The following is a 19,744-nucleotide window of genomic DNA, read 5'->3' as shown; positions in this document are numbered from 1 at the left end:
GCTCAGTCAAGCAGCAGCGCCGGCTCTTCGAGGATGGATGCGACATCCGCCATGAAGCGGGCGGAGAGGTCCCCGTCCACCACCCGGTGGTCGAACGAGCCACCCAGTGTGGTGATCCAGCGAGGGATGACTTCGCCATCCAGCACCCAAGGCTTTTGCTTGATGGTGCCGAACGCGACGATCGCTACCTCGCCCGGGTTGATGATGGGCGTTCCCGTGTCGATACCCAAGGCGCCGACGTTGGTAATAGTCAGTGAGCCACCCTGCATCTGCGCAGGCTGGGTCTTGCCCGCGCGCGCCGTACTGGCTAGCTCGTTGAGCGCGAGGGCCAGTTCCTTGAGGGAAAGATCCTGCGCATCCTTGATGTTCGGCACCATGAGCCCGCGCGGGGTGGCGGCCGCAATACCGAGGTTCATGTAGTGCTTGACGTGGATCTCGGCGTTGCCCTTGCCGTCGGCATTCTCCACCCAGGTCGCGTTGACGCTCGGGTTGCGGGCCGCGGCCCAGATGACAGCCTTGGAGAGGATCAACAGCGGCGACACCTTGATGCCCTCAAAGTCCCTGGAGGCCTTGAGGCGCTTAACGAATTCCATGGTGCGGCTGGCATCGACGTCCACGAAGATACTCACGTGCGGCGCCGTGAAGGCCGACTCCACCATGGCCTTGGCTGTGGCCTTACGGACGCCCTTGACGGGAATCCGTTCCACACGCTGATCCTGCGGTTTCTTGGACGCACCCCAGAACTTGTCGGCTTGGTCCACCTCAGCATCGCGCTGCGACTGATAGCTGACCAAATCCTCGCGAGTCACTTCACCGCGGGCCCCCGTGGGAACGACATCGGCCAAGTCAATGCCCAGTTCGCGGGCGATCTTGCGCACCGGAGGCTTGGCCAAGACGCGGTTGACGATGCCGCTGACGGTTGCACCAAGGCCCGTGAGGCCCGGCGCCTGGGTCGCGGCTTCCTGGGTCGTTGCTCCCGGGGTCGCGGCCGCGGACTGCTCGACGGCGGGCGCCGGCGCTGCGGACCCGATGGTGCGGACCGGCGCCGACTGCTCGGCTAGCAGTGTCGCGGAGGCGGCGGGCGCAGCCGAGGCGGCCGCAGCAACGGAGGCGACCACTTCCGGGCGCTTACGCGGGCGGCGCTTGACGGCGTCGGCCTTGGGACCGGAGCCCACTAGCGGACCGCCCGCCGGACCGCCGTCGGACGTTCCGGGGTCTTCGGGCAGCTTGCCGTACATCGAGGCCTCGAAGACTTGTTCGGCGGCAGGAGTGGCTGGAGCCGCGGTGGTCTGCGCGGCGAGCGGCACGGCAGGTGCCGCTGCGGGCGCTGCCTCATCCGGGGCATTGTCCGAGATGCCGATAATCGCGGTTCCTACTTCAACCGTGATCCCCTCAGGGACGAGCAATTCCGCCACCGTGCCTGCGTATGGGGACGGCAATTCCACCAGGGACTTGGCGGTCTCGATCTCGCAGATGACGTCGTTGATAGCCACGGTGTCCCCGGGTTTGACCTTCCAGGAGACAATTTCTGCCTCGGTCAGGCCTTCGCCGACATCCGGCAGGTTGAATTTCTTAACAGTCACTTAGGTCCTCGATTTCGGCTGGCCCGTCCGCGTGGCGGAGGGTGCAATCAGGGGCGGCTAGTAGGCCAGGGAACGGTCCAAGGCTTCAAGGATCTTGTCGATGTCCGGCAAGTAGTCCTCTTCAACCTTGGCCACGGGATACGGCATGTGGAAACCGCCCACCCGGATGACCGGGGCTTCAAGGTGCAGGAACGCACGCTCACTGATCCGCGCAGCGATCTCGCCACCGATACCACCGAACGTCGGCGCCTCGTGCGCAACGATTAGGCGGCCGGTCTTCTTGACGGAAGCCGTGACGGTGTCGAAGTCGATGGGGGAAATCGACCGGAGATCAATCACTTCAACGCTGTGCCCGTCCTCTTCCGCAGCTGCTGCGGCGGCTAGCGCAACGGGAACAAGCGGACCGTACGCCACGATGGTGGCGTCGGAACCTTCGCGCAGGACGTGCGCCTGGAACGGGTCCGACGCCGGTCCGGGGTTTTCCGTGTCAACCTCGCCTTTGAGCCAATAGCGGCGCTTGGGTTCGAAGAAGATCACCGGGTCCGTGCAGTCGACGGCTTGCTGGATCATCCAGTAGGCGTCGTGTGCGTTGGATGGGGTGATGATGCGCAGACCCGCAGTGTGGGCGAACAGGGCCTCCGGCGATTCTGAGTGATGTTCGATCGAGCCAATGCCGCCGCCGTAGGGGATGCGGATGACCACGGGAACGGTCAGTTTGCCACCGCTACGCGAGTGCATCTTGGCCAGCTGGGTGGTGATCTGGTTGAAGCCGGGGAAAACGAAACCATCGAACTGGATTTCGCAGATGGGACGATAGCCGCGCAGGGCAAGGCCAATCGCGGTGCCGACGATGCCGGACTCTGCCAAGGGGGTATCAACTACCCGGTCTGCGCCGAAGTCCCTGATGAGTCCGTCAGTCACGCGATAGACGCCTCCCAGCGGCCCGATGTCTTCGCCCATGAGCAGGGACTTCGGGTTGTTGGTGAGCGAGGCACGCAGGCCTTCGTTGATGGCCTTGGCAATGGTCATGGTGGTCATCAGTTACTTGCCTCCGTCTTCGTAGTCGCCTTCGAATCCGGCGGAGTATTCCTCGAACCAGGCAAGTTCCTCGGCCACCAGCGGGTGCGGCTCGGCATAGACTCCGGCGAATGACTCGCGGAAGTTAGGGCCCTTCAAGTTTTGGGTGGTGCTGCGGACGTGGGCTGCGAGTTTGTCTCCGTCAACCCTGACTTGCTCAAAGAAAGCTTCGTCAGCCAGGCCCTCGTTGCGAAGGTACTTCTCCAGGCGATCCAGTGGATCCTTGCCGCGCCAGGCCTGTTCTTCGGCGGATTCGCGGTACTTCGTAGGGTCGTCCGCCGTTGTGTGCGCGCCGACGCGATATGTATATGCCTCAATGAGCACAGGACCGCGGCCTTCGCGTGCATGCTCAAGGGCCCATTCGGTGACTGCATGGACTGCGATGACGTCGTTGCCGTCCACTCGGATGCCCGGGAAGCCGTATCCCTTGGCCCGATTGAAAAGGGGAACCTTGGTCTGGACCTCAGTGGGGACCGAGATGGCCCAGTGGTTGTTCTGGCAGAAGAACACCACCGGAGCGTTGTAGGACGCCGCGAAGACCATGGATTCGTGGACGTCGCCTTCGGAGCTTGCGCCGTCGCCGAAGTAGGCCACGACAGCAGCTTTCGGGTCGTTGGAACCGTTGGCTTCTGCGAACTTCTGGTCCCGCTGGATTCCCATGGCGTAGCCAACTGAGTGCAGCGTCTGGGCCGCCAGCACCAGGGTATAGAGGTGGAAGTTGTTCTCAGTGGGATCCCAGCCGCCATTGGAAATTCCGCGGAATAGCTTCAGGAGCTCGGCCAGATCCACGTCGCGGGTCAACGCAACGCCATGCTCACGGTACGTGGGGAAGATGTAGTCCTGCCGCTGGGTGGCCCGTCCGGAGCCGATCTGGGCGGCTTCCTGGCCGGTCAAGGGGACCCAAAGAGCCAGCTCGCCTTGCCGCTGGAGTGCGGTGGCCTCCTGGTCGAAACGGCGGACCTTGGCCATGTCGGCGTAGAAACCGCGCAACTGCTCGGGCTCAAGGCGTTTGGCATAGTCCGAGAAGATAGGATCGGTCCCTAGCTTGCCGTCCGGCCCCAGCAGCTGGATCATCTCGGCTGCGGGATCACTGGAAGCGCCTCCCGCAGGAGACTGCAAGTCCAGTCCCGTTCCGTTGATCCCGGGGGTGGGCAATTGAGTTGCGCCCATTCCGTCTCCTTGCCTGCTTCAGCCCGACGCTGAGCAAATATTTTCGCTGATACATGCCGATTCCGGAATGCATTCCGGAATCGGCATATCTTGGCTTTCGTCCCTTACTTTATCCGCAGTAAGGGACGCAGGGGCATTTGTTAACCGCTAGGAAGCCTGCGGCGCTTTTGTATAGGACGCACAGAGCTCCAGGAATCGGGTGTTGGCCTCAACCTCTCCGATGCTGACCCGGACACCTTCGTTGCCGAAAGCACGCACGGACAACGCCCGTTCGCCTGCCAGGGCGGCGAATTCGCCGCTGTTCTCTCCCAGATTCAACCAGACGAAGTTGCCCTGGGCCTCAGGGACGAACCATCCCAACTCCCGGAGCCCGGCGGTCACCCGGTCCCGCTCATCAACCAGGCTTTGTACCCTTTCAACAACCTGGTCGAAATTCTGCAAGGAGGTAATAGCGGCGCGTTCAGCTATCTGTGACACCGCAAAGGGCGTGGCCGCGACTCGCAGGTACTGGGTGAGATCCGGACCGGCAACGCTGTATCCAACCCGCAGCCCTGCAAGGCCGTGAGCCTTGGAGAACGTGCGGAGGACAACCACATTGGGGTACTTGCGGTACAGCTTGATGCCGTCCACTGCGTTCTGGTCCCGAACGAACTCCTGGTAGGCCTCGTCGATGACGACAACCACGCCAGCAGGCACCGATTGGATGAACCGCTCCGTTTCCTCCGCGGTGAGGATGGGGCCCGTGGGGTTGTTGGGCGTGCAAAGCAAAATCACCTTGGTGCGGACGGTGACAGCAGCTGCCATGGCCTCGAGATCGTGGCGTCCGTCGGGAAGCAAAGGGATCTGGACACTCTCAGCACCGGCCAATCCCACGCAGATGGGGTAGGCCTCGAAGGAACGCCAGGCGTAGATGACCTCATCGGCTTTGCCGTCGTGGTTCTGTCCTGCAAACGTGGAAAGAATCTGGTTCAGGGCCCCGAGGCTTCCGGCTCCCGTGACGACGTCGTCCGCGGGGATTCCTAGAAATTCAGCGAGCGCCGTGCGCAGCTTGGTGGAGAGAGGGTCCGGGTACCGGTTGATGTCAGACTGATCGGCAATGGCCTGCAGCACCGCTGGGATCGGGGGCAACGGGTTTTCGTTGGAAGACAGTTTGTAACTGGTCAGGCCTTCAATGGCTGCAGGAGGCTTGCCTGCCGCATATTTGGGGAGCCTGTCCACAACCGGGCGGGGACGCACGCCCTCCGGTGCGTTGTCAGAAGAATTCATGGCACCAGCCTACTTGTAGGCATTCGGGACGTGAGGGTGGGCTTTCCGGTCGTCGCATGTGAAAGCATGGGCGCATGGGTTCATTCATTGTGCGTGTCCTGATCAACGGGCTGGCCCTCTGGGTTGCCAGCTGGATTCTGCCCGGGATGGATATCTCCACCTCGGCAACCACCAACGCAGTCAACAACGCGGGGGTCACACAAGGCAGCGATACCTTGGGCGTGGTTCTTGCCTATCTCTTCATAGGGCTCATTTTTGGCATCGTGAATGCCTTTGTGCGGCCATTGGTCAAGCTACTCTCCCTTCCAATCACAATCCTGACTCTCGGCTTGTTCACGATTGTCATCAACGCCGCCATGCTGTCGCTGACAGCTTGGCTGAGCAGCTACACGCCGGTACACCTCACCATCGATCGCTTCTTCTGGACCGCAGTTCTCGCCGCTATCATCATCAGCCTGATCTCGGTCGTGGCTAGCTGGATTCCGGGCGCTAACAGGCGCTAGGAAGACTGGAGGCAGCATGCTCGCACAGCTTCCTCACCGTACTCCCGATCCGGAGCGGAAGTCTGACGGGACGGGCTGTTGGACCTTCGGAGGGGGCATCGAGGGGGAGGGCACAGGCACCTGGGGAACCGGAACCCGTGCAGGCTGGGGAGCTTCACGACCCAATTTGAACCTGCTGACCTTGGCCATGCCGCCAGCGCCCAGTATCCCGCCCAGAGTGGCTGTGGACGCCGCTAGGGAAGGATCGGAACTAAGCTGCACCAGCTTCGCCCCTTCCTCGTAGTGCGAGAGCTTGTGTGCGGGACCCAGGCGGCCTGGGTCTTCCCCTGGGGCCAGGCTCGGCGGATTGGTCATGGTGACCGTGACCCTGTCCTTGGTGTCAGCATTGGCTTTGCCGTCAACGCCTGGCACCCAATCGTCTTTGTGCTCCAAGTGCAAGCTGCCGGTACCCGCTTGCGGCGTGATTCCCCCGACAGGCGATCCTGCCGTCACGACAAACTTGAGGTCGTACTCGGCGAGGAACGCCTTGTCCTTGCTCAGGTTCATTGCATGGATCCCGCCCTGGCTGTGGCCCACCGCCACCACCGGCTCGCCGGCAACCGCACCTGCCTCGCGCAACGCCTGACGGATGGCCTTGCTGGTTTCCGCCGACTCGTAGCCCAGCGCTTCGGCAATACCGGCTTCATCCAGTGGATTGCTACCCCCTGGCGGATTGCCCGGTTGAGTACCCGGAATCAACACCACCCATGCCCGTTCTCCGTCCTTATCTACCTGCGCTACTTCAATTTCGCCCTCCGAACTAGTTGAGACGTGGTCTAGCTCCCGGAGCAATCCTGAAGCCGACAGGTCCATGCTTTTCGTGGTGGTCTCGCCTCGACTGACGTTGATGGGCCGTGGCCTCAGGAACGCCAACCCAGGGGCAGCTACGATAGCTCTCAAAACGGCGCCGACGTCGGTGGGGCCAGCCATGGCCCCTGCAAGGTTGGCCACCATCGGGGGCAACCCCATCATCAGTTCCAATATCCGGGTCAAATCCCGGACGACTCCTTCCGTTGCGCCCCGCCAGCCAAGGTCAAGGGGGCCGGGACCGGTCCCGAGGACTGGCATTCCCAGGCCCATTCGAAGGCGGATCGCCGCATGTGATTCCGCAAACTCATATTCACGGTGGCTTGCCCTGACATCGTTGCCAATCCGCTGAAGCTGCTCACGGACCCGCCCGATGTCCCGGCCACTTTCCCCGACGGCAATGATGGCGTTGCTTCCGCTTGTGTAAGAGGAGGCTTGATGTGGAAAGAGAGCCACCCGCACTGCCTCGGCCTCTACTTCAATGGCCTCCAGTTGGTGCACGAGCCCGTCCAGCGCGGTTGCGCCAGCAAGGAGCTCCTCGAATTGGAAGTTGATTCCGCCGACACCGCCGCGAATACGCAGTGGGCCGTCCGGCTCGGGTGCTTTGGGGCGGGGCGACTCACCCCCGCCGACGGGAACGATCTCGACCATCAGAAGCCCGGCTGGCCGCTCGATGCCACATTCCGGGAATGCCGAAGAGTCACCGCAGCTGCCTCGCGCAAGGCATCACGCCCCCTTCGGAGGGACGCAGCCTGCAAAGCGACAGTCGTCCTGTAGGCACGGCCCGCGGGCGACTCCCAGCGGTCCAGTTGCAGCTGCGCCAGCCGGGCAAGCACGGCGTCGGCCCGGTCTGCACAGGCGGTCATCCGCCATCCGAGCTGCTGGACCTCCGCTCCGCGCGAAACACATCGCTGGAAATCCAGATCCGGTCCCCCAGCCGCCACCTGAATGACGCTCATGACGTAGTCCTCCTGTAGGTACAAATTGATGTGGTGGCATCGACCTTACGTTGAGCTCCGCTGAGTGCGGAACCGCCTTGGTGGGCTATGTGGACAAACTGCCGGAAACATGGCTGTGGAGGGGAAGCCGAGTGGTTTTGCACATAGAGAAGTACCGCTTAATGACGCTGAGCGAGTTCATGAAAGAATTGCCTCATGCCTGAAACCGTCGCCGCCGCTGTCACCCGTACGCCCTCTGGACGCCTGGCCCTCGCCGCGTCGCCGGAGCCGATCGCCCTTGGCCCGTTGGACGGCCGGTACCAGTCCGCAGTCGCTCCCTTGGTCGACTACCTTTCCGAGGCCGCCCTCAACCGCGACCGTGTGGCCGTCGAGGTCGAGTGGCTCATCCATCTGACCAGCAACAATGTCCTCCCTGGCGCCGGCCCCTTGACCCCCGAACAGCAGGAGAAGCTGCGCGGCATCGTCACCGAGTTCGATGCCACTTCGGTCGTGGAACTCGCCGAAATCGAAGCAGTCACGGTCCACGACGTCAAGGCTGTTGAGTACTACATCGGCCGTCGCCTTCCCGCGATCGGTATCGAGAACCTGACCGCAATGGTGCATTTTGGCTGCACCTCGGAGGACATCAACAACCTCTCCTACGCCTTGGGTGTCAAGGGCGCCGTGGAGGATGTCTGGCTCCCTGCGGCGAGCGCCTTGGTGAAGCAGATCGAAGCGATGGCCGAGGAAAACCGCGCCGTCCCCATGCTTTCCCGCACGCACGGCCAGCCCGCCACACCCACCACCCTGGGCAAGGAACTGGCAGTCATCGCGCATCGCCTGAACCGCCAGTTGGACCGCGTTTCCAAGACCCAATACCTGGGCAAGATCAACGGGGCCACCGGTACGTACGCGGCACACGTCGCTTCCGTTCCGGGCGCCGACTGGCAGGCCGTAGCCCAGTCCTTCGTTGAGGGCTTGGGCCTGACCTGGAACCCGCTGACCACCCAGATCGAGAGCCACGATTGGCAGGCTGAACTCTACGCCGACGTTGCGCGCTTCAACCGCATCCTCCACAACGTCTGCACGGACATCTGGAGCTACATCTCCATCGGATACTTCCGCCAGATCCCGGTGGCAGGCGCCACCGGGTCCTCCACCATGCCGCACAAAGTCAACCCGATCCGCTTCGAAAACGCCGAGGCCAACCTTGAGATCTCCAACGGGCTGCTGGACACTCTGGGCGCCACCCTGGTTACTTCCCGGTGGCAGCGAGACCTCACGGACTCTTCCTCGCAGCGCAACATCGGCGTCGCATTCGGGCACTCGCTGCTTGCAATCTCAAACGTCGCCAAGGGACTGAAGGCCCTGGACGTTGCCGAGGAGGTACTGGCGGCCGATCTCGACACCAACTGGGAAGTCCTGGGCGAAGCCATCCAGATGGTCATGCGGGCGGAGGCTATCGCCGGCGTTGAGGGCATGGAGAACCCGTACGAGCGTCTCAAGGATCTCACCCGCGGCCAGCGCGTCGACGCCGCCCGTATGCAGGAGTTCGTCTCCGGTTTGGGGCTCTCCCCCGAGGCTGAGGCGCGGCTGCTGGCCCTGACTCCGGGAAAGTACACCGGTATCGCCAATCAGCTTGTGGACCACCTGAAGTAGGACGCAGCACTGCGGAAAAGGTGGCAACCGTTCGACGGCGGGCCAGGGCACGGAGCTCTTGCCCACCGTCAGCGCCGACTCCGGTCGCTCGCGGCTCCGGACGCCTGCTCCGGTCGCTCGCTGGCTGCGCTGCCGACCGAACGGCGTGTCGGCCCGGCGCCTAGGTGCCGGGCCTGATTGGCTGAAAGTCACCGGGTCGCAACGCCGCGTGGACCCGGCATTTCCGAATCGACTGTTAGGACTGTGTCAGCATGAGGCTCTTGCTTATCCGCCACGGGCAAACCCCCGGAAACGTCTTGGGCCAATTGGACACAGCGTTTCCCGGTCCGGGGCTGACTGAACTCGGCGAACGTCAAGCCGCCGCACTCCCTGCATCCCTTGCCAACGAAGACATCACGGCCATCTATGCGTCCACCCTGATCCGCACCCAACTGACCGCGGCTCCACTCGCCAAAGCCCTGGGACTCGAGGCCACCGTGTTGGAGGGTCTGCAGGAGATCGAGGCGGGTGCCTTGGAGAAGCTCACCGACCACGAATCGCACCACCGGTACATGAGCACGGTTTTTGCCTGGACCGACGGCGAATTGGATGTCCGCATGCCAGGAGCAGGTGACGGTCACGAGTTCTTCGCCCGCTATGACGCAGCCATCGCCAAGGTGGCGGCGGCGGGCGACGAGACCGCCGTCGTGGTCAGCCACGGTGCTGCGATCCGTTGCTGGGCCGGGCGCCGTGCAGTCGATGTCGGCCGCGAGTTCGCCGCCACCCACCAGCTGCAGAACACCGGAATCGTGGTGCTCGAAGGCGACCCGGATAGTGGCTGGCGCCTGCTGCATTGGGACCAAAGCCCTGTGGGCGGACTTGCCTTTGCCGACCGGACAGCAGAGGATCCCACGGGCGACGCCCTCGAATGACGCCTGTCTGAAGATCAGCCCAACGCGTCGGTATTTCTCCGGACGCTTACGCGGAGGAAACACCGCGGTAACCCCCGCTTCTTAGGCTTGTTTTGCATAACCCCCTCCGGCGAAAGAGGTTCCGATGCAGACCAATCCGCGGCTCAACATCAAACAGGTCACCTGGGCGAACCCGGTGGGTGCAGACCTCCGCGCCGCCCAGCAAGCGGAACTGGACTCGCGATTCGGCAACTCAGACCACGAGCCCGGACCCGCACCATCGGAAGCTGATACTGCCGTTTTCGTCGTGGCTTACGAAAAGTGCTCTGGACAGCCCCTGGGTTGCGGCGGTCTGCGGATCTTGGACGCCGAGACTGCAGAAATCAAACGCCTCTACGTTGTCCCTTACGCCAGGGGTTCGGGAGTGGCGAGCTCCATCCTGGCCGCGCTGGAAGCGCAAGCTCACTCCCACGGCTTCAGCGTGATCACAGCGGAAGCGGGATCGGCCCAATCGGATGGTCGCAGCTTCTACGAAAGCGCCGGCTTCGCCGCAGTGCCCAACTTCGGTCCGTATATCGGTGTCAGCCACTCGCAGTGCTACGCGAAGCCGATCGATTCGCATAGCGCATCGCACACCGCGATGGCCTAAGAGCCGCCCGGATCAATCCAAGCTGCGTCCGCCCTGGCCCAGATGTGCGCGATTCAGGGCTTCGATTTCTTCATCGCTCAGGTCGTCGAAGCTCTTGGCCTCGTGTTTGTCGCTGCGGGAGAAGCGGACAAACATCAGGATGATGAGGGGAAGGTCCACGATCTCCGCGAGGAACCACATCAGGTCCCCGGCGAGTTGCTGGTCGCGCAGCGGTGAGGGGAACCAGCCTGGTTGATTGCCCAAAACTGAGGTGGCGCCGTCGAGAATTCCCGGGCTGAGCCGCATCAAGACACCCGGCACGGCGTCGGCGAGCAGCTCGATGAATACGAAAATGAACTCGACCACAATGAGCGATCCAGTGCGTCCTGCGCCGTCTTCCATGATCGGAACCGTCATGAGGAGGCCCATGACAGGCACCAGCAAAGTCAAGATGATGTCGGCGGCCGGGTTGGTCCGGAGCACATAGAACAGCGGGGTCAAGAACACCGTGAACATGGCGAGCCCCAGGAGCGCCGCCACAAGTGTGTTGCTGAGCATCCGGACCAGCCTGTGCCGGAGAATCGCTTCCACCCGTTCTGCACCCACTGGGCCCAGGGTCTGCCTTGCCAGCGTCAGCGGCTTTCCCAGGCCGATCAACAATGGGACCACAAACAGGTAAGACGTCACTTTGAGGGTGAAAGCCCACCGCAGGTCGTGGCTGTGCGTGCCCGGGAATCCAAAGCTGAGGGCAGCGAAGCTACCGAGGCCAAGGGCAAAGAAGGCAAAGGAGTTCCACAAAGGCCAGCGGATCTCCCGGCGCTTGGCGGCAACCAAGCCCTTTGAATACAGGATGAGGGCCGCAACAAGAATGACCAAGGCAGGCCAATTCATTGACCAGGCGCCCAGCACAACGTTCACCGGTGGCATGGTCAGCGGTTCCAGCCGGAAGGCCGGGCGGTGAGCCCGGCACTACGGTGGGTCTTGTCAATCTTCATGGTGTTCCTCCAGCGCGTCCCCGGTGTGCCGCATGGTGCGCGAATCGGCGTGTTGTGTTGTGCCCTGAACCGGGTGCACCCTATCCATGTTACGGAGTCCCGCGAAGCATGGCACGCCGTACAAGACGCGGGGGCCCGGCCTCGGCTAATCTCGCATTATGGAAAAGGCTGACATCACGTTCCGGACCCGCAAATGGATACGTCCGGAGGACCTCAACGCCAACGGCACTCTGTTCGGTGGAAGCCTGCTGAAATGGATCGACGAGGAAGCGGCAATCTACGCGATCCTCCAGCTTGGAAACGGCCGCGCCGTCACCAAGTACATCTCCGAAATCAACTTCGTGAGTTCGGCCGTCCAGGGCGATCTGGTGGAAATGGGCCTGACGGCGGTCCGCTTCGGCCGGACCTCACTGACCATGCGGGCGGAGGTCCGCAACATGATCACTCGCGAGAGCATCCTGACCATCGAGGAAATCGTCTTCGTCAACCTCGGGCACGACGGCCGGCCGGAACCGCACGGCTACACGGAAATCACCTACGACCGCGACCGCATCCCCACGCACCACCTCACTCAATCGCTCCACGAGGACTGAGCGCCCGACGTCGGGCCCTCCAAAAAGCTTGCCAGAAACCAGGGCGCGCATCGCCCTTCTCACTGACACTCCCGGGAAACGGGTGCTGGCGGCCGCGAAATTCGCGGCCGCCAGCTTGTATTTCCAGTGACGGGAGTGATGTCACCGGAACCTTTGGGTCGCCTCAGGCGAGGCGGCGGTTAGCGCCGGTCGAAGGTGAGACCACCGGGGACCTGGAACGTGGGCATGAGCTCAAGCATGCCGACGTTGACGTGGCGCGGGGTTTCGATGGCGTAGTCGAGGGCGTTGACGATGTCGTCGGTGGTCAGCGACTCGTAGCCTTCGTAGTACGTCTTCCAAGCTTCTTCCATGGCTTCAGGCGTGCCACCCATGTTCCGGCCGAAGATCTCGGTTTCCACCCGACCGGGGCAGATCTCCGTCACGCGGATGCGCTTGCCAACCGTGTCATTCCTGAGCTGCCGGGAGATTTGGTGCACCGCTGCCTTGGTGGCGTGGTAGACCGTGTGGCCGTAGAAGTTGTAGACGCCCGCGATGGAACTGATGTTGATGATGTGGCCGAGGTCGCGCTCCACCATCCCCGGCAGGACAACCCGCGTGAGCTGAAGCAAGCCGCGAAGGTTGACGTCGATGAGCTCGTCGATGTCCTGCTCGGATGAGTCCAGGAGGTTGCCGGGCCGCGAAACGCCAGCACAGTTGACCAGGACGTCGACCTTCAGGCCACTCACGACGGCGGTCAGGGCCGCTGTGTCGGTCAGGTCCACTACGTGGGGGATGGCTCCCGTGCGATCAGCCAATTCGCTGAGGCGTTCCTCGTTGCGGGCCACGGCGTGAACGGTCAGGCCCCTTTTGGCCAGGCGCTCAGTAATCGCGGCACCCATACCGGTTGAGGCTCCGGTGACGAGGGCGGTGTTGTAGTCGGAAAAAGACATTACTTCTCCAAAAGGTGGGGAATTGAGGGCACGAAGTGTGCCCGGAGGTCACAGTGGCAGCTAAGCGTCGCGCAGGGGTTCGTGGGCCCGGTCTTTGACCGTGCTCACGGCTGCAAGCGTGCCCAGGGCCGTGATGACTGCGTAGAAGGCGGGCATATAGATGTTGCCGGTGCTGCTGATGAGCCAGGTCATCAGGAGGGGGGCCGTTCCGCCGAAGAGCGCGGAGGAGATGTTGTAGCCAAGGCCGTAGGCGGAATACCGGACCCTGGTGGGGAACAACTCAACGATCAGGATGTGGATAACTGCCGTGTGGCCAGCGAAGACAACGGCCATGATGGAGGCGCCAAGGATAGCCAGGCCCATGTTTCCCGTTGCGATGAGGGCGTAGGACGGAATGCCCAGGATGGTCATGGCGATGGCGGAGCCGGCGATGACCTTCTTGCGGCCGATGCGGTCGGACAGGGCACCCATGAAAGGAATGGCGATGCAGATGACAACCAGGCTGCAGGCGGTGATGAACAGCGCCTCGCCAGTGGTGAAGTTCAGCTGCTTGCCCTTGAGGAACGTGGGCATGTAAGAGAACAGGACGTAGTAGCCAGAGCCGTTCATGAGCGGGATGAAGAGGGCCAGAACCATCGCCCGGCGGTGCTCAGCGGATTTGAAGGCTTCCTTGAGCGGGTTCTTGGAAAGGCCGCCCTCTTCCTTGAGCTTTGTGAAGTTGGGGGTGTCGCTGATGGCCTTGCGGATGTAGAAGCCGATGACGCCCATCGGAATGGCGATCAGGAACGGAACGCGCCAGGCGAAGGAGCCGAAGCCGCCGCCGTCGATGGCAGCCTGGGTGAGCCAAGGAGACATGGAGAACGCCACAAGGGTACCCGTGAGCAGTGCTGCGAACGAAGCGATCTGTGCGTAGGAGGTGATGATGCCGCGCTTGCCCTCTGGGGCGTGCTCAGCCAGGAAGGTCATAGCGCCGGCGGCTTCGCCACCAACCGAGAAGCCCTGCAGGAGCCGCAGGAGGACGAGCAGTACCGGCGCCGCGATGCCGATGGCCGCGTAAGTGGGCAAGATTCCGATACCGGCGGTGGCCACGCTGATCAGCAGAATGACGAAGACCAGTAGCTTCTGCCTGCCGATCCGGTCGCCCAAATAGCCACAAACTACTGCGCCGAGGGGCCGGACGAAGAACGATACTGCGTAGCCGGCAAAGACGAACAACAGGGCGTTGTCCGGGTTGCCCGGGGCGAGGAACACCAGGGCAAGTGTTCCGGCCATGAAGGCGAAGATGCCGTTGTCATAGAGTTCCACGAAGATGCCAACGCAGCCTGCGGTGACAACCTTGCGCGTTTGACGGCCCGTGAGCCGTTCATGCTGCACTGGCGCAGCGTTGGTGTTTGCGGTCATGACATTTCCTTCTTGATGTTGAGCGTAGCAACGACTATTGGTATTGACGACAGGTTTTTAGCTGCATGCCGCAACCGGGAGGTCCTGCCACTGGGGTCGGCATCCAATGCCAAGTAGTCCGAAGACTGTGTTGACGGATTCGCGGAGGGTTTCAAGCTGCGCCCGCGAGCGCCGGTGGGCGGAAGTTGCCTCCGCCACCGTTGTTTTCCTGAAGTGGACCTTGTCGCCCGGGCGGGCTTGAGCAAGGACATCCAGGCCATTACTGGTGACCACAGCGAGGACCGGATATCCGGCAGTGACGCCGCGTCCCCGATGCAGTACCAGTAACTCTTCCCGGGAGGGAACCTCGACGGCTCCCACCGGCACCCCGCGTGAAAGCACTTCACCACTTGAGGTTCTTTCCGGAAGTTCGCCGCCGAGCCTCAGGCCGATGTGATTGCTCCGGCCACTCACGGCGTACTCCGATGTGAAGAGCAACTCGCCGGAATCACCGAAGTCGGCGACATCCGGTCCGTCGGTCACGTCGACCAGCAGTTCCGACCCCATATTCGGCCGTTCAAGGCCAAGGCGGAAGAGTGGAAGGTCGAAGTAAGGCTGGCGAACAGGGCCCACGCTGCGGCGGGTGAGGAGCGTGGCTCCTTCCTTGAGCTGCAGGCCGAAGCCCACAACCGTGTCCGGAGCACAACTGCCCAACAAAGTCGGTACCTCCACCGAGCCGTGGATGGCCAGGTATGCACGGAGGCCCCGGTTGATTCCCCGGATGGACACCGTCTCGCCGGAACGGACCGAAACCGGCTCCCACTGGCTGCACGGACGCCCTCCGACCGTGAGTGTCAGCGGAGCCCCCGTAACAGCGATCAGGATGTCGGAGTGGGCCTTCATCCTGAAGTCGAGGGCCGTGATTTCCACCAGGGGATCGTTGTCCAGGTTGCCTGCCAGAATGTTGGCGGCCCGGGCCGAATACTGGTCCAGGGCGCCGTTGACCGGCAGTCCAAAGCGGGGTCCGCGGAACCGGCCAAGGTCCGTGACCACGGCGTTGCCGGGTTGCTGGATGAGAATGTGTCCGCTCATGGCCGTGGTTCCAATTCCCTGCCGACGTACGAGTCGAAATCTCCGGCCTCGATACGACGGAACCGGAGAATATCTCCGGGCTTGTAGGGGACCAGTGGTTCACGGCGAATGTTCAGGACGGTCAAAGGGGTCTGACCGATGACGCACCAACCACCCGGTGCAGCCGCGGGAGCGATGACGGCTTGGCGTCCTGCCACCGCCACTGCCCCTGCCGGGACGCTAAGCCGCGGATCCTTGAGGCGCGGCACGGGCTTGGGGAACGCGGGGCCGTCCATCATTGGCGAGCCGGCAGGAGCACCGAGGCATCGGACGGTGTACGTCTTTTCGGTGTGGAGGCGGATGACTTCCTCCCTGTCGATGCCCTGGTATTCGGCTACTTTCTCCAGATCGGGACCATATTCGCCCCCGTACACCACAGGGACATCAAACTCACGGGGAGCCGTTGCGGCCCCGGCGGAACGGCCCATTTCGAGGAGTCCCAGCTTGACGAACGCGCGCACCTGGCGTGCCGACACCAGGACGGGGTCGAATTCCACCAGCACGGAATCGTAGGTGGGTACCGCACCGTGAAGGCCCTCGGCACCACAGCTCTCCAGCCAGTCCGCAAGACGGTGGACTGTCAGCCAGTTGTCCTCGCTTGCTTCAGCAAGTGCGACGACGCGCAGTGCGGAGTCTCCGGATTCGTAGATCTCGGTGGGAGCCGCAGTGAGAACGGACATGTCAGGCCGCCGTCCTCTTGGCATCCATGACTTCTGCCAACGGGGCGATCCGGACGCCGGCCGAGATGAGCTCCGAGCGGATGAGCCGGGCAAGTTCGACGGCGCCTGGATTGTCCCCATGAAGCAGGACGGTGTCCGTGGAAATGTCGATGTCGGCGCCGTTGGCGCAGCGGATCTTGCCTTCGCACACCATGCGGACGGTTCGCTCCACAATCGCCGAGGGATCGTGCAGGACGGCGCCGGGCTGGCTGCGCGGAACCAGCGTGCCGTCTTCCTGGTACGCGCGGTCCACAATGCCCACAATGGCCACGGCCAGACCAGCGGAACGTGCCGCCTTGGCCAGTTCGCCCTCCTGGGCGACGACGATGAGTTCGTTGTCTACGCGGGCGGCGGCCTCAGCCACGGCGGCGGCGTAGTCCGCACGCACGGCTACGAGGTTTCCCAGCCGGCCGTGCGGCGCAATGTGGGTGACCTTGGTCCCGTGGAAAGCTGCGAATCCGGACAGGGCTCCGAGTTGGTACAAAACATCGGAACGTACTTCGTCAGCACTGAGGCCCATGTCCCGGCGGCCAAAGCCGCGGAGGTCGGGGAAGCTCGGATGGGCTCCGATTCCGACTCCGCGGCGAACACATTCAGCAACGGTGGCGTCCATGATGTCGGGATCGCCTGCATGGAACCCGCAAGCGATATTGGCGCTTGAAACGATCTCCAGAAGATCGGAGTCGCTGCCTGTGGTGTAGGCACCGAATCCCTCTCCAAGATCCGCTACAAGATCAATTGTCGGGTTCACGTGGTTCTCTTTCCGTGGTTCTGCATTGGGGCCGGTAATTCCATACGTCCGGCGGAATATCCGGTGAATTCGGTTGCCTGTTCGATTGAAATTGTTTAGCTAAAATTCTTCAATCAGATGCACCGTCGATAATTCTTTGGTGATAGAAGTCTCGCACCGACGAACTTCCGGCACAAAGACCTATTCGCTATCACGGGATAGCTCCCGGTTATGACCTACGGCACATCTGCCGCCCTGGCGGGGACCGCATGGCGCCGGACCGCCGTCGTCGACCTCCTTGCTGAAGGTCGACGACGGCGGGTCACCAAATGCGTCTATATTTGGGTATCGGGACAATTTGGTTGATGGGGAGTCAACGAACCGTCAGTAATGATTGGGAAACGCCACCATGGGGATGTGGATCTCAAATTAGTCGTTGAGAGACAGGTCACACAAAGACGGATTGTGTGTCCCCACATAGAATTTCCTTATGGCATCTATGCCCCGATGAGGGCCTAGAGGAAGGCTGACCCATGGACACCCGGAAGCTCTCATACTTTGTAAAGATCGTCGATTCGGGGAGCATCACCAAGGCCGCCGCGGCGCTCCACGTCGCCCAACCTGCCCTCAGCCAGCAGGTGTCGGCGCTGGAAAGCGACCTTAAGCAACGCCTGCTGATCCGCAGCAAGCAAGGGGTCGAGCCAACGGCGGCAGGACACACCCTGTATCGCCACGCCCAGACCATCCTGCGGCTCGTGGAACAAGCACGGCAGGACGTGGCGACGTCCGGGGCGGCACCGTCGGGCAGGGTGTCCATCGCGATCGCACCGTACAGCATGGCCTCCAGCCTTACGCCGCAGATCATCCGCGAGGTTGGCCGGCGTTACCCGGACATTGTGGTGCACCTGACGGAGATCTTCGGCGGCGTGCTGAGCGAGGCAATCAAGAATGGCCGCCTCGACATGGCCCTGATCTACGAACCGGGGAAGATCCGCGGAGTGCAGTTCACCACCATGATTGTGGAAGACCTGCACTTGGTGACCCATGAGGACGTCGATGTGGCCCAGGGCCGAACAACAGTCACCCTTGAAGAGGCCAGCGGCCTTGGACTGTTCCTCCCGGAAAAGAACCACACCCTGCGCCAAATCATCGAGAAGGGGCTGGCCGACCGAGGGTTGCCCCTGCGGCTCGTAGGAGAAGTGGAATCCGTTCCGTCGCTTGTTCGGCTCATTCGCGCGAACCTCGGGGCCACCGTCCTACCTAAATCCGCCGCTGATGCGCTCTTCCCCGATGAGACCTTCAAGGTATTGCGGATCGTCGAACCGGCCCTGCAGAGCAAGATTGCCCTGTGCACCCCTGACCATGAGCCTCTGTCCGAGGCCGCCTCGGCCGTGCTCATCCTGGTCAAGGAGATGCTGCAGCAACAGTTGATCAGCAAGTACGCGGCCGATCCATCCGAGGCCTGATCCATCCATAACATTGCCTTATCCGGACAGACATCTTTGGTCTTATTCACTGGCGTCTTAATTTCCTATTATCGAATTAGTAAGTAATTCGAAAGCGGCTCACGGATTCCGTGAACCCAATCAAAGGAACAACGGTGAAAAGGATCAGCCAGACCAGCTGGGTTTCGAATCCAACCCTCGGAACGATCAGTGCACGGACCGGATTCCACTGCCCAAGGAATGGTTTCTGGCGTCCTTTGGGCGGCGTGGGCGAACCTCTCTTTGTCTTCGAAGGGAGCCTCATGCCGCCGCACGCTGGACACAGCATCGAGTGGTATCTGGTTGACGCCCGGCCAGGACACCCCGGGCTGGACTGATTCGGGGTTTCCTCAACCCCCTCGCACGACTCAAGGCGCGCTGCCACTGGCAAGGCGCCTTCTTCGTGCCCGGAAACGGGCACCGCGGCGGGTCGGAAACCCGGCACGCCGGACGCGCAAAAGGCCGGCCACCACATTCGGTGACCGGCCGGCCCCAGCGAGACATTCAGTCTTCGACCAGGAGCCCCTTGGCCTTCAGCTTCTCCGTCAGGCCGCACAACTCGATGGTGGTGCCGCCTGCGTGGTAAGCCTTGATGAGCTCGCGTTCGGCGTCGTCGCGGGCCTGGGAGAGTGCGATGACCTCCTCAGCTTCCTCACGGCGCACTACCACGACGCCGTCGGCGTCACCGCGGAGGATGTCGCCGGGGTAGATAATCTCATCGCCGAAGACGAGCGGGTGGTTGATCGGCCCAAGAGTTTCCTTGACCGTGCCCTTGATGCAGACGCTGCCGGAGAAAACGGGCAGGCCCAGCTCGATAAGGTCCTGGGTGTCACGCACACCGGAATCCGTCACCATGGCCGCAATGCCCTTGGCCTTCATGGCGTTGCCCAGGACGTCGCCGAAGGTCCCTGCATCGGAGAATTCCTGGGCGCCCACCAGGACGACGTCGCCGGCCTGAGCATAGTGGATGGCAACCTGCAGCATGAGGTTGTCCTGCGGGGCACAGGCCACGGTGACGGCCGGGCCGCAGAAGGACATCGAGCGGTCGATCGGCTTGATCTTCGAGCTCAGGGCGCCGCGGCGGCCCTGTGCTTCGTGGATGGTTGCCGAGGAGAACGCTGCGAGGCGGCTGACGACGTCGGCGTCGGGCCTCTGGAATTTGGTCTTTACGTGGATCATTTCCTGCATCTTTCTATTGGCTGACTTCTGTGGTGCCCGTGGGG

At 62.5% G+C, this 19,744-nt stretch carries 20 protein-coding genes; 7 read left to right on the top strand and 13 right to left on the bottom strand.

Features of this window, described 5'->3' with window-relative positions; genetic code table 11:
- Positions 1-2: 2 nt before the first annotated feature.
- The 4 genes from AC3ANQ_RS01055 to AC3ANQ_RS01040 all read right to left on the bottom strand — a co-directional run bounded on the left by AC3ANQ_RS01055 (position 3) and on the right by AC3ANQ_RS01040 (position 5,096).
- Complete coding sequence (locus AC3ANQ_RS01055) at positions 3-1,583, bottom strand: dihydrolipoamide acetyltransferase family protein (RefSeq protein WP_488303399.1); 1,581 nt, start codon at positions 1,581-1,583, stop codon at positions 3-5.
- Positions 1,584-1,640: 57 nt separating this feature from the next.
- The gene (locus tag AC3ANQ_RS01050) at positions 1,641-2,621 is read right to left on the bottom strand and encodes an alpha-ketoacid dehydrogenase subunit beta (RefSeq protein WP_461838312.1); all 981 of its coding nucleotides are present in this window, start codon (positions 2,619-2,621) and stop codon (positions 1,641-1,643) included.
- 3 nt (positions 2,622-2,624) lie between these two features.
- Positions 2,625-3,830: a pyruvate dehydrogenase (acetyl-transferring) E1 component subunit alpha gene (gene pdhA, locus AC3ANQ_RS01045; RefSeq protein ID WP_488303398.1), complete on the bottom strand. Its 1,206-nt coding sequence runs from the start codon at positions 3,828-3,830 to the stop codon at positions 2,625-2,627.
- Between the two features lie 147 nt (positions 3,831-3,977).
- The gene (locus AC3ANQ_RS01040) at positions 3,978-5,096 is read right to left on the bottom strand and encodes a histidinol-phosphate transaminase (RefSeq protein ID WP_488303397.1); all 1,119 of its coding nucleotides are present in this window, start codon (positions 5,094-5,096) and stop codon (positions 3,978-3,980) included.
- 74 nt (positions 5,097-5,170) lie between these two features.
- On the opposite strand from AC3ANQ_RS01040, the gene AC3ANQ_RS01035 reads away from it, so the two are divergent.
- Positions 5,171-5,599, top strand: a complete 429-nt coding sequence (locus tag AC3ANQ_RS01035; protein WP_268020006.1) for a phage holin family protein — start codon at positions 5,171-5,173, stop codon at positions 5,597-5,599.
- Between the two features lie 33 nt (positions 5,600-5,632).
- On the opposite strand, the gene AC3ANQ_RS01030 is transcribed toward AC3ANQ_RS01035, so the two are convergent.
- Both AC3ANQ_RS01030 and AC3ANQ_RS01025 read right to left on the bottom strand, forming a co-directional pair.
- A complete protein-coding gene (locus AC3ANQ_RS01030) occupies positions 5,633-7,096 on the bottom strand; it encodes an alpha/beta hydrolase family protein (protein ID WP_488303396.1) in 1,464 nt (487 codons plus the stop codon).
- The gene (locus AC3ANQ_RS01025; protein WP_488303395.1) at positions 7,096-7,404 is read right to left on the bottom strand and encodes a hypothetical protein; all 309 of its coding nucleotides are present in this window, start codon (positions 7,402-7,404) and stop codon (positions 7,096-7,098) included. The genes AC3ANQ_RS01030 and AC3ANQ_RS01025 overlap by 1 nt, the downstream gene beginning before the upstream one ends.
- 195 nt (positions 7,405-7,599) lie before the next feature.
- Here AC3ANQ_RS01025 and purB point away from each other — a divergent pair, with 195 nt between their 5' ends.
- The 3 genes from purB (at position 7,600) to AC3ANQ_RS01010 (ending at position 10,581) form a co-directional block, all read left to right on the top strand.
- Positions 7,600-9,042, top strand: a complete 1,443-nt coding sequence (gene purB / locus AC3ANQ_RS01020; protein WP_488303394.1) for an adenylosuccinate lyase — start codon at positions 7,600-7,602, stop codon at positions 9,040-9,042.
- A gap of 251 nt (positions 9,043-9,293) precedes the next feature.
- On the top strand, positions 9,294-9,953 hold the full coding sequence (locus AC3ANQ_RS01015; RefSeq protein WP_488303393.1) for a histidine phosphatase family protein: 660 nt from the start codon (positions 9,294-9,296) through the stop codon (positions 9,951-9,953).
- A gap of 124 nt (positions 9,954-10,077) precedes the next feature.
- Complete coding sequence (locus AC3ANQ_RS01010) at positions 10,078-10,581, top strand: GNAT family N-acetyltransferase (RefSeq protein ID WP_265979508.1); 504 nt, start codon at positions 10,078-10,080, stop codon at positions 10,579-10,581.
- A 12-nt stretch (positions 10,582-10,593) separates the two neighbouring features.
- Here AC3ANQ_RS01010 and AC3ANQ_RS01005 read toward each other — a convergent pair whose 3' ends face one another.
- Positions 10,594-11,487, bottom strand: coding sequence for a cytochrome c oxidase assembly protein (locus AC3ANQ_RS01005; protein ID WP_488303392.1), 894 nt, complete (start codon positions 11,485-11,487; stop codon positions 10,594-10,596).
- A gap of 226 nt (positions 11,488-11,713) precedes the next feature.
- Between AC3ANQ_RS01005 and AC3ANQ_RS01000 the strand changes: the two genes are divergently transcribed.
- A complete protein-coding gene (locus tag AC3ANQ_RS01000) occupies positions 11,714-12,148 on the top strand; it encodes an acyl-CoA thioesterase (protein ID WP_488303391.1) in 435 nt (144 codons plus the stop codon).
- 179 nt (positions 12,149-12,327) lie between these two features.
- Here the strand turns inward: AC3ANQ_RS01000 and AC3ANQ_RS00995 are convergent, their stop codons facing one another.
- From AC3ANQ_RS00995 to AC3ANQ_RS00975, 5 genes are read right to left on the bottom strand one after another with little or no spacing between them, the layout of a single operon-like run.
- Positions 12,328-13,077 (bottom strand): SDR family oxidoreductase, encoded by a 750-nt coding sequence (locus AC3ANQ_RS00995; protein ID WP_488303390.1) that lies wholly within the window; start codon positions 13,075-13,077, stop codon positions 12,328-12,330.
- Positions 13,078-13,137: 60 nt separating this feature from the next.
- Positions 13,138-14,478, bottom strand: coding sequence for an MFS transporter (locus tag AC3ANQ_RS00990; RefSeq protein ID WP_488303389.1), 1,341 nt, complete (start codon positions 14,476-14,478; stop codon positions 13,138-13,140).
- A gap of 57 nt (positions 14,479-14,535) precedes the next feature.
- The gene (locus AC3ANQ_RS00985) at positions 14,536-15,549 is read right to left on the bottom strand and encodes a 5-oxoprolinase subunit C family protein (RefSeq protein WP_488303388.1); all 1,014 of its coding nucleotides are present in this window, start codon (positions 15,547-15,549) and stop codon (positions 14,536-14,538) included.
- On the bottom strand, positions 15,546-16,268 hold the full coding sequence (locus AC3ANQ_RS00980) for a 5-oxoprolinase subunit B family protein (RefSeq protein ID WP_488303387.1): 723 nt from the start codon (positions 16,266-16,268) through the stop codon (positions 15,546-15,548). Before AC3ANQ_RS00980 ends, AC3ANQ_RS00985 begins: the two co-directional genes overlap by 4 nt.
- A 1-nt stretch (position 16,269) precedes the next feature.
- Positions 16,270-17,058, bottom strand: a complete 789-nt coding sequence (locus tag AC3ANQ_RS00975) for a LamB/YcsF family protein (RefSeq protein ID WP_488303386.1) — start codon at positions 17,056-17,058, stop codon at positions 16,270-16,272.
- A 512-nt stretch (positions 17,059-17,570) separates the two neighbouring features.
- Between AC3ANQ_RS00975 and AC3ANQ_RS00970 the strand changes: the two genes are divergently transcribed.
- Both AC3ANQ_RS00970 and AC3ANQ_RS00965 read left to right on the top strand, forming a co-directional pair.
- On the top strand, positions 17,571-18,503 hold the full coding sequence (locus AC3ANQ_RS00970) for a LysR substrate-binding domain-containing protein (protein ID WP_488303385.1): 933 nt from the start codon (positions 17,571-17,573) through the stop codon (positions 18,501-18,503).
- 134 nt (positions 18,504-18,637) lie between these two features.
- Positions 18,638-18,859, top strand: a complete 222-nt coding sequence (locus tag AC3ANQ_RS00965; protein WP_488303384.1) for a hypothetical protein — start codon at positions 18,638-18,640, stop codon at positions 18,857-18,859.
- A gap of 166 nt (positions 18,860-19,025) precedes the next feature.
- Here the strand turns inward: AC3ANQ_RS00965 and AC3ANQ_RS00960 are convergent, their stop codons facing one another.
- Positions 19,026-19,700, bottom strand: coding sequence for a 4-carboxy-4-hydroxy-2-oxoadipate aldolase/oxaloacetate decarboxylase (locus tag AC3ANQ_RS00960; RefSeq protein WP_059388748.1), 675 nt, complete (start codon positions 19,698-19,700; stop codon positions 19,026-19,028).
- Positions 19,701-19,744 lie beyond the last annotated feature (44 nt).

Source organism: Arthrobacter sp. DMZ02-1R, assembly GCF_057747935.1.
Note: the sequence above shows the minus strand (reverse complement) of the source record. Positions and strands in the feature narration are given on the sequence as shown.

What these genes read in the sequence shown, in the direction of transcription:
- AC3ANQ_RS00990 (WP_488303389.1), bottom strand. Translation starts at nt 14,478, where the DNA reads ATGACCGCAAACACCAACGCTGCGCCAGTGCAGCATGAACGGCTCACG.
- AC3ANQ_RS00995 (WP_488303390.1), bottom strand. Translation starts at nt 13,077, where the DNA reads ATGTCTTTTTCCGACTACAACACCGCCCTCGTCACCGGAGCCTCAACC.
- AC3ANQ_RS01030 (WP_488303396.1), bottom strand. Translation starts at nt 7,096, where the DNA reads ATGGTCGAGATCGTTCCCGTCGGCGGGGGTGAGTCGCCCCGCCCCAAA.
- AC3ANQ_RS01035 (WP_268020006.1), top strand. Translation starts at nt 5,171, where the DNA reads ATGGGTTCATTCATTGTGCGTGTCCTGATCAACGGGCTGGCCCTCTGG.
- AC3ANQ_RS00970 (WP_488303385.1), top strand. Translation starts at nt 17,571, where the DNA reads ATGGACACCCGGAAGCTCTCATACTTTGTAAAGATCGTCGATTCGGGG.
- AC3ANQ_RS01025 (WP_488303395.1), bottom strand. Translation starts at nt 7,404, where the DNA reads ATGAGCGTCATTCAGGTGGCGGCTGGGGGACCGGATCTGGATTTCCAG.
- AC3ANQ_RS00980 (WP_488303387.1), bottom strand. Translation starts at nt 16,268, where the DNA reads ATGTCCGTTCTCACTGCGGCTCCCACCGAGATCTACGAATCCGGAGAC.
- AC3ANQ_RS01050 (WP_461838312.1), bottom strand. Translation starts at nt 2,621, where the DNA reads ATGACCACCATGACCATTGCCAAGGCCATCAACGAAGGCCTGCGTGCC.
- AC3ANQ_RS01000 (WP_488303391.1), top strand. Translation starts at nt 11,714, where the DNA reads ATGGAAAAGGCTGACATCACGTTCCGGACCCGCAAATGGATACGTCCG.
- AC3ANQ_RS01015 (WP_488303393.1), top strand. Translation starts at nt 9,294, where the DNA reads ATGAGGCTCTTGCTTATCCGCCACGGGCAAACCCCCGGAAACGTCTTG.
- AC3ANQ_RS01005 (WP_488303392.1), bottom strand. Translation starts at nt 11,487, where the DNA reads ATGCCACCGGTGAACGTTGTGCTGGGCGCCTGGTCAATGAATTGGCCT.
- AC3ANQ_RS00985 (WP_488303388.1), bottom strand. Translation starts at nt 15,549, where the DNA reads ATGAGCGGACACATTCTCATCCAGCAACCCGGCAACGCCGTGGTCACG.
- AC3ANQ_RS01040 (WP_488303397.1), bottom strand. Translation starts at nt 5,096, where the DNA reads ATGAATTCTTCTGACAACGCACCGGAGGGCGTGCGTCCCCGCCCGGTT.
- purB (WP_488303394.1), top strand. Translation starts at nt 7,600, where the DNA reads ATGCCTGAAACCGTCGCCGCCGCTGTCACCCGTACGCCCTCTGGACGC.
- AC3ANQ_RS01010 (WP_265979508.1), top strand. Translation starts at nt 10,078, where the DNA reads ATGCAGACCAATCCGCGGCTCAACATCAAACAGGTCACCTGGGCGAAC.
- pdhA (WP_488303398.1), bottom strand. Translation starts at nt 3,830, where the DNA reads ATGGGCGCAACTCAATTGCCCACCCCCGGGATCAACGGAACGGGACTG.
- AC3ANQ_RS00960 (WP_059388748.1), bottom strand. Translation starts at nt 19,700, where the DNA reads ATGATCCACGTAAAGACCAAATTCCAGAGGCCCGACGCCGACGTCGTC.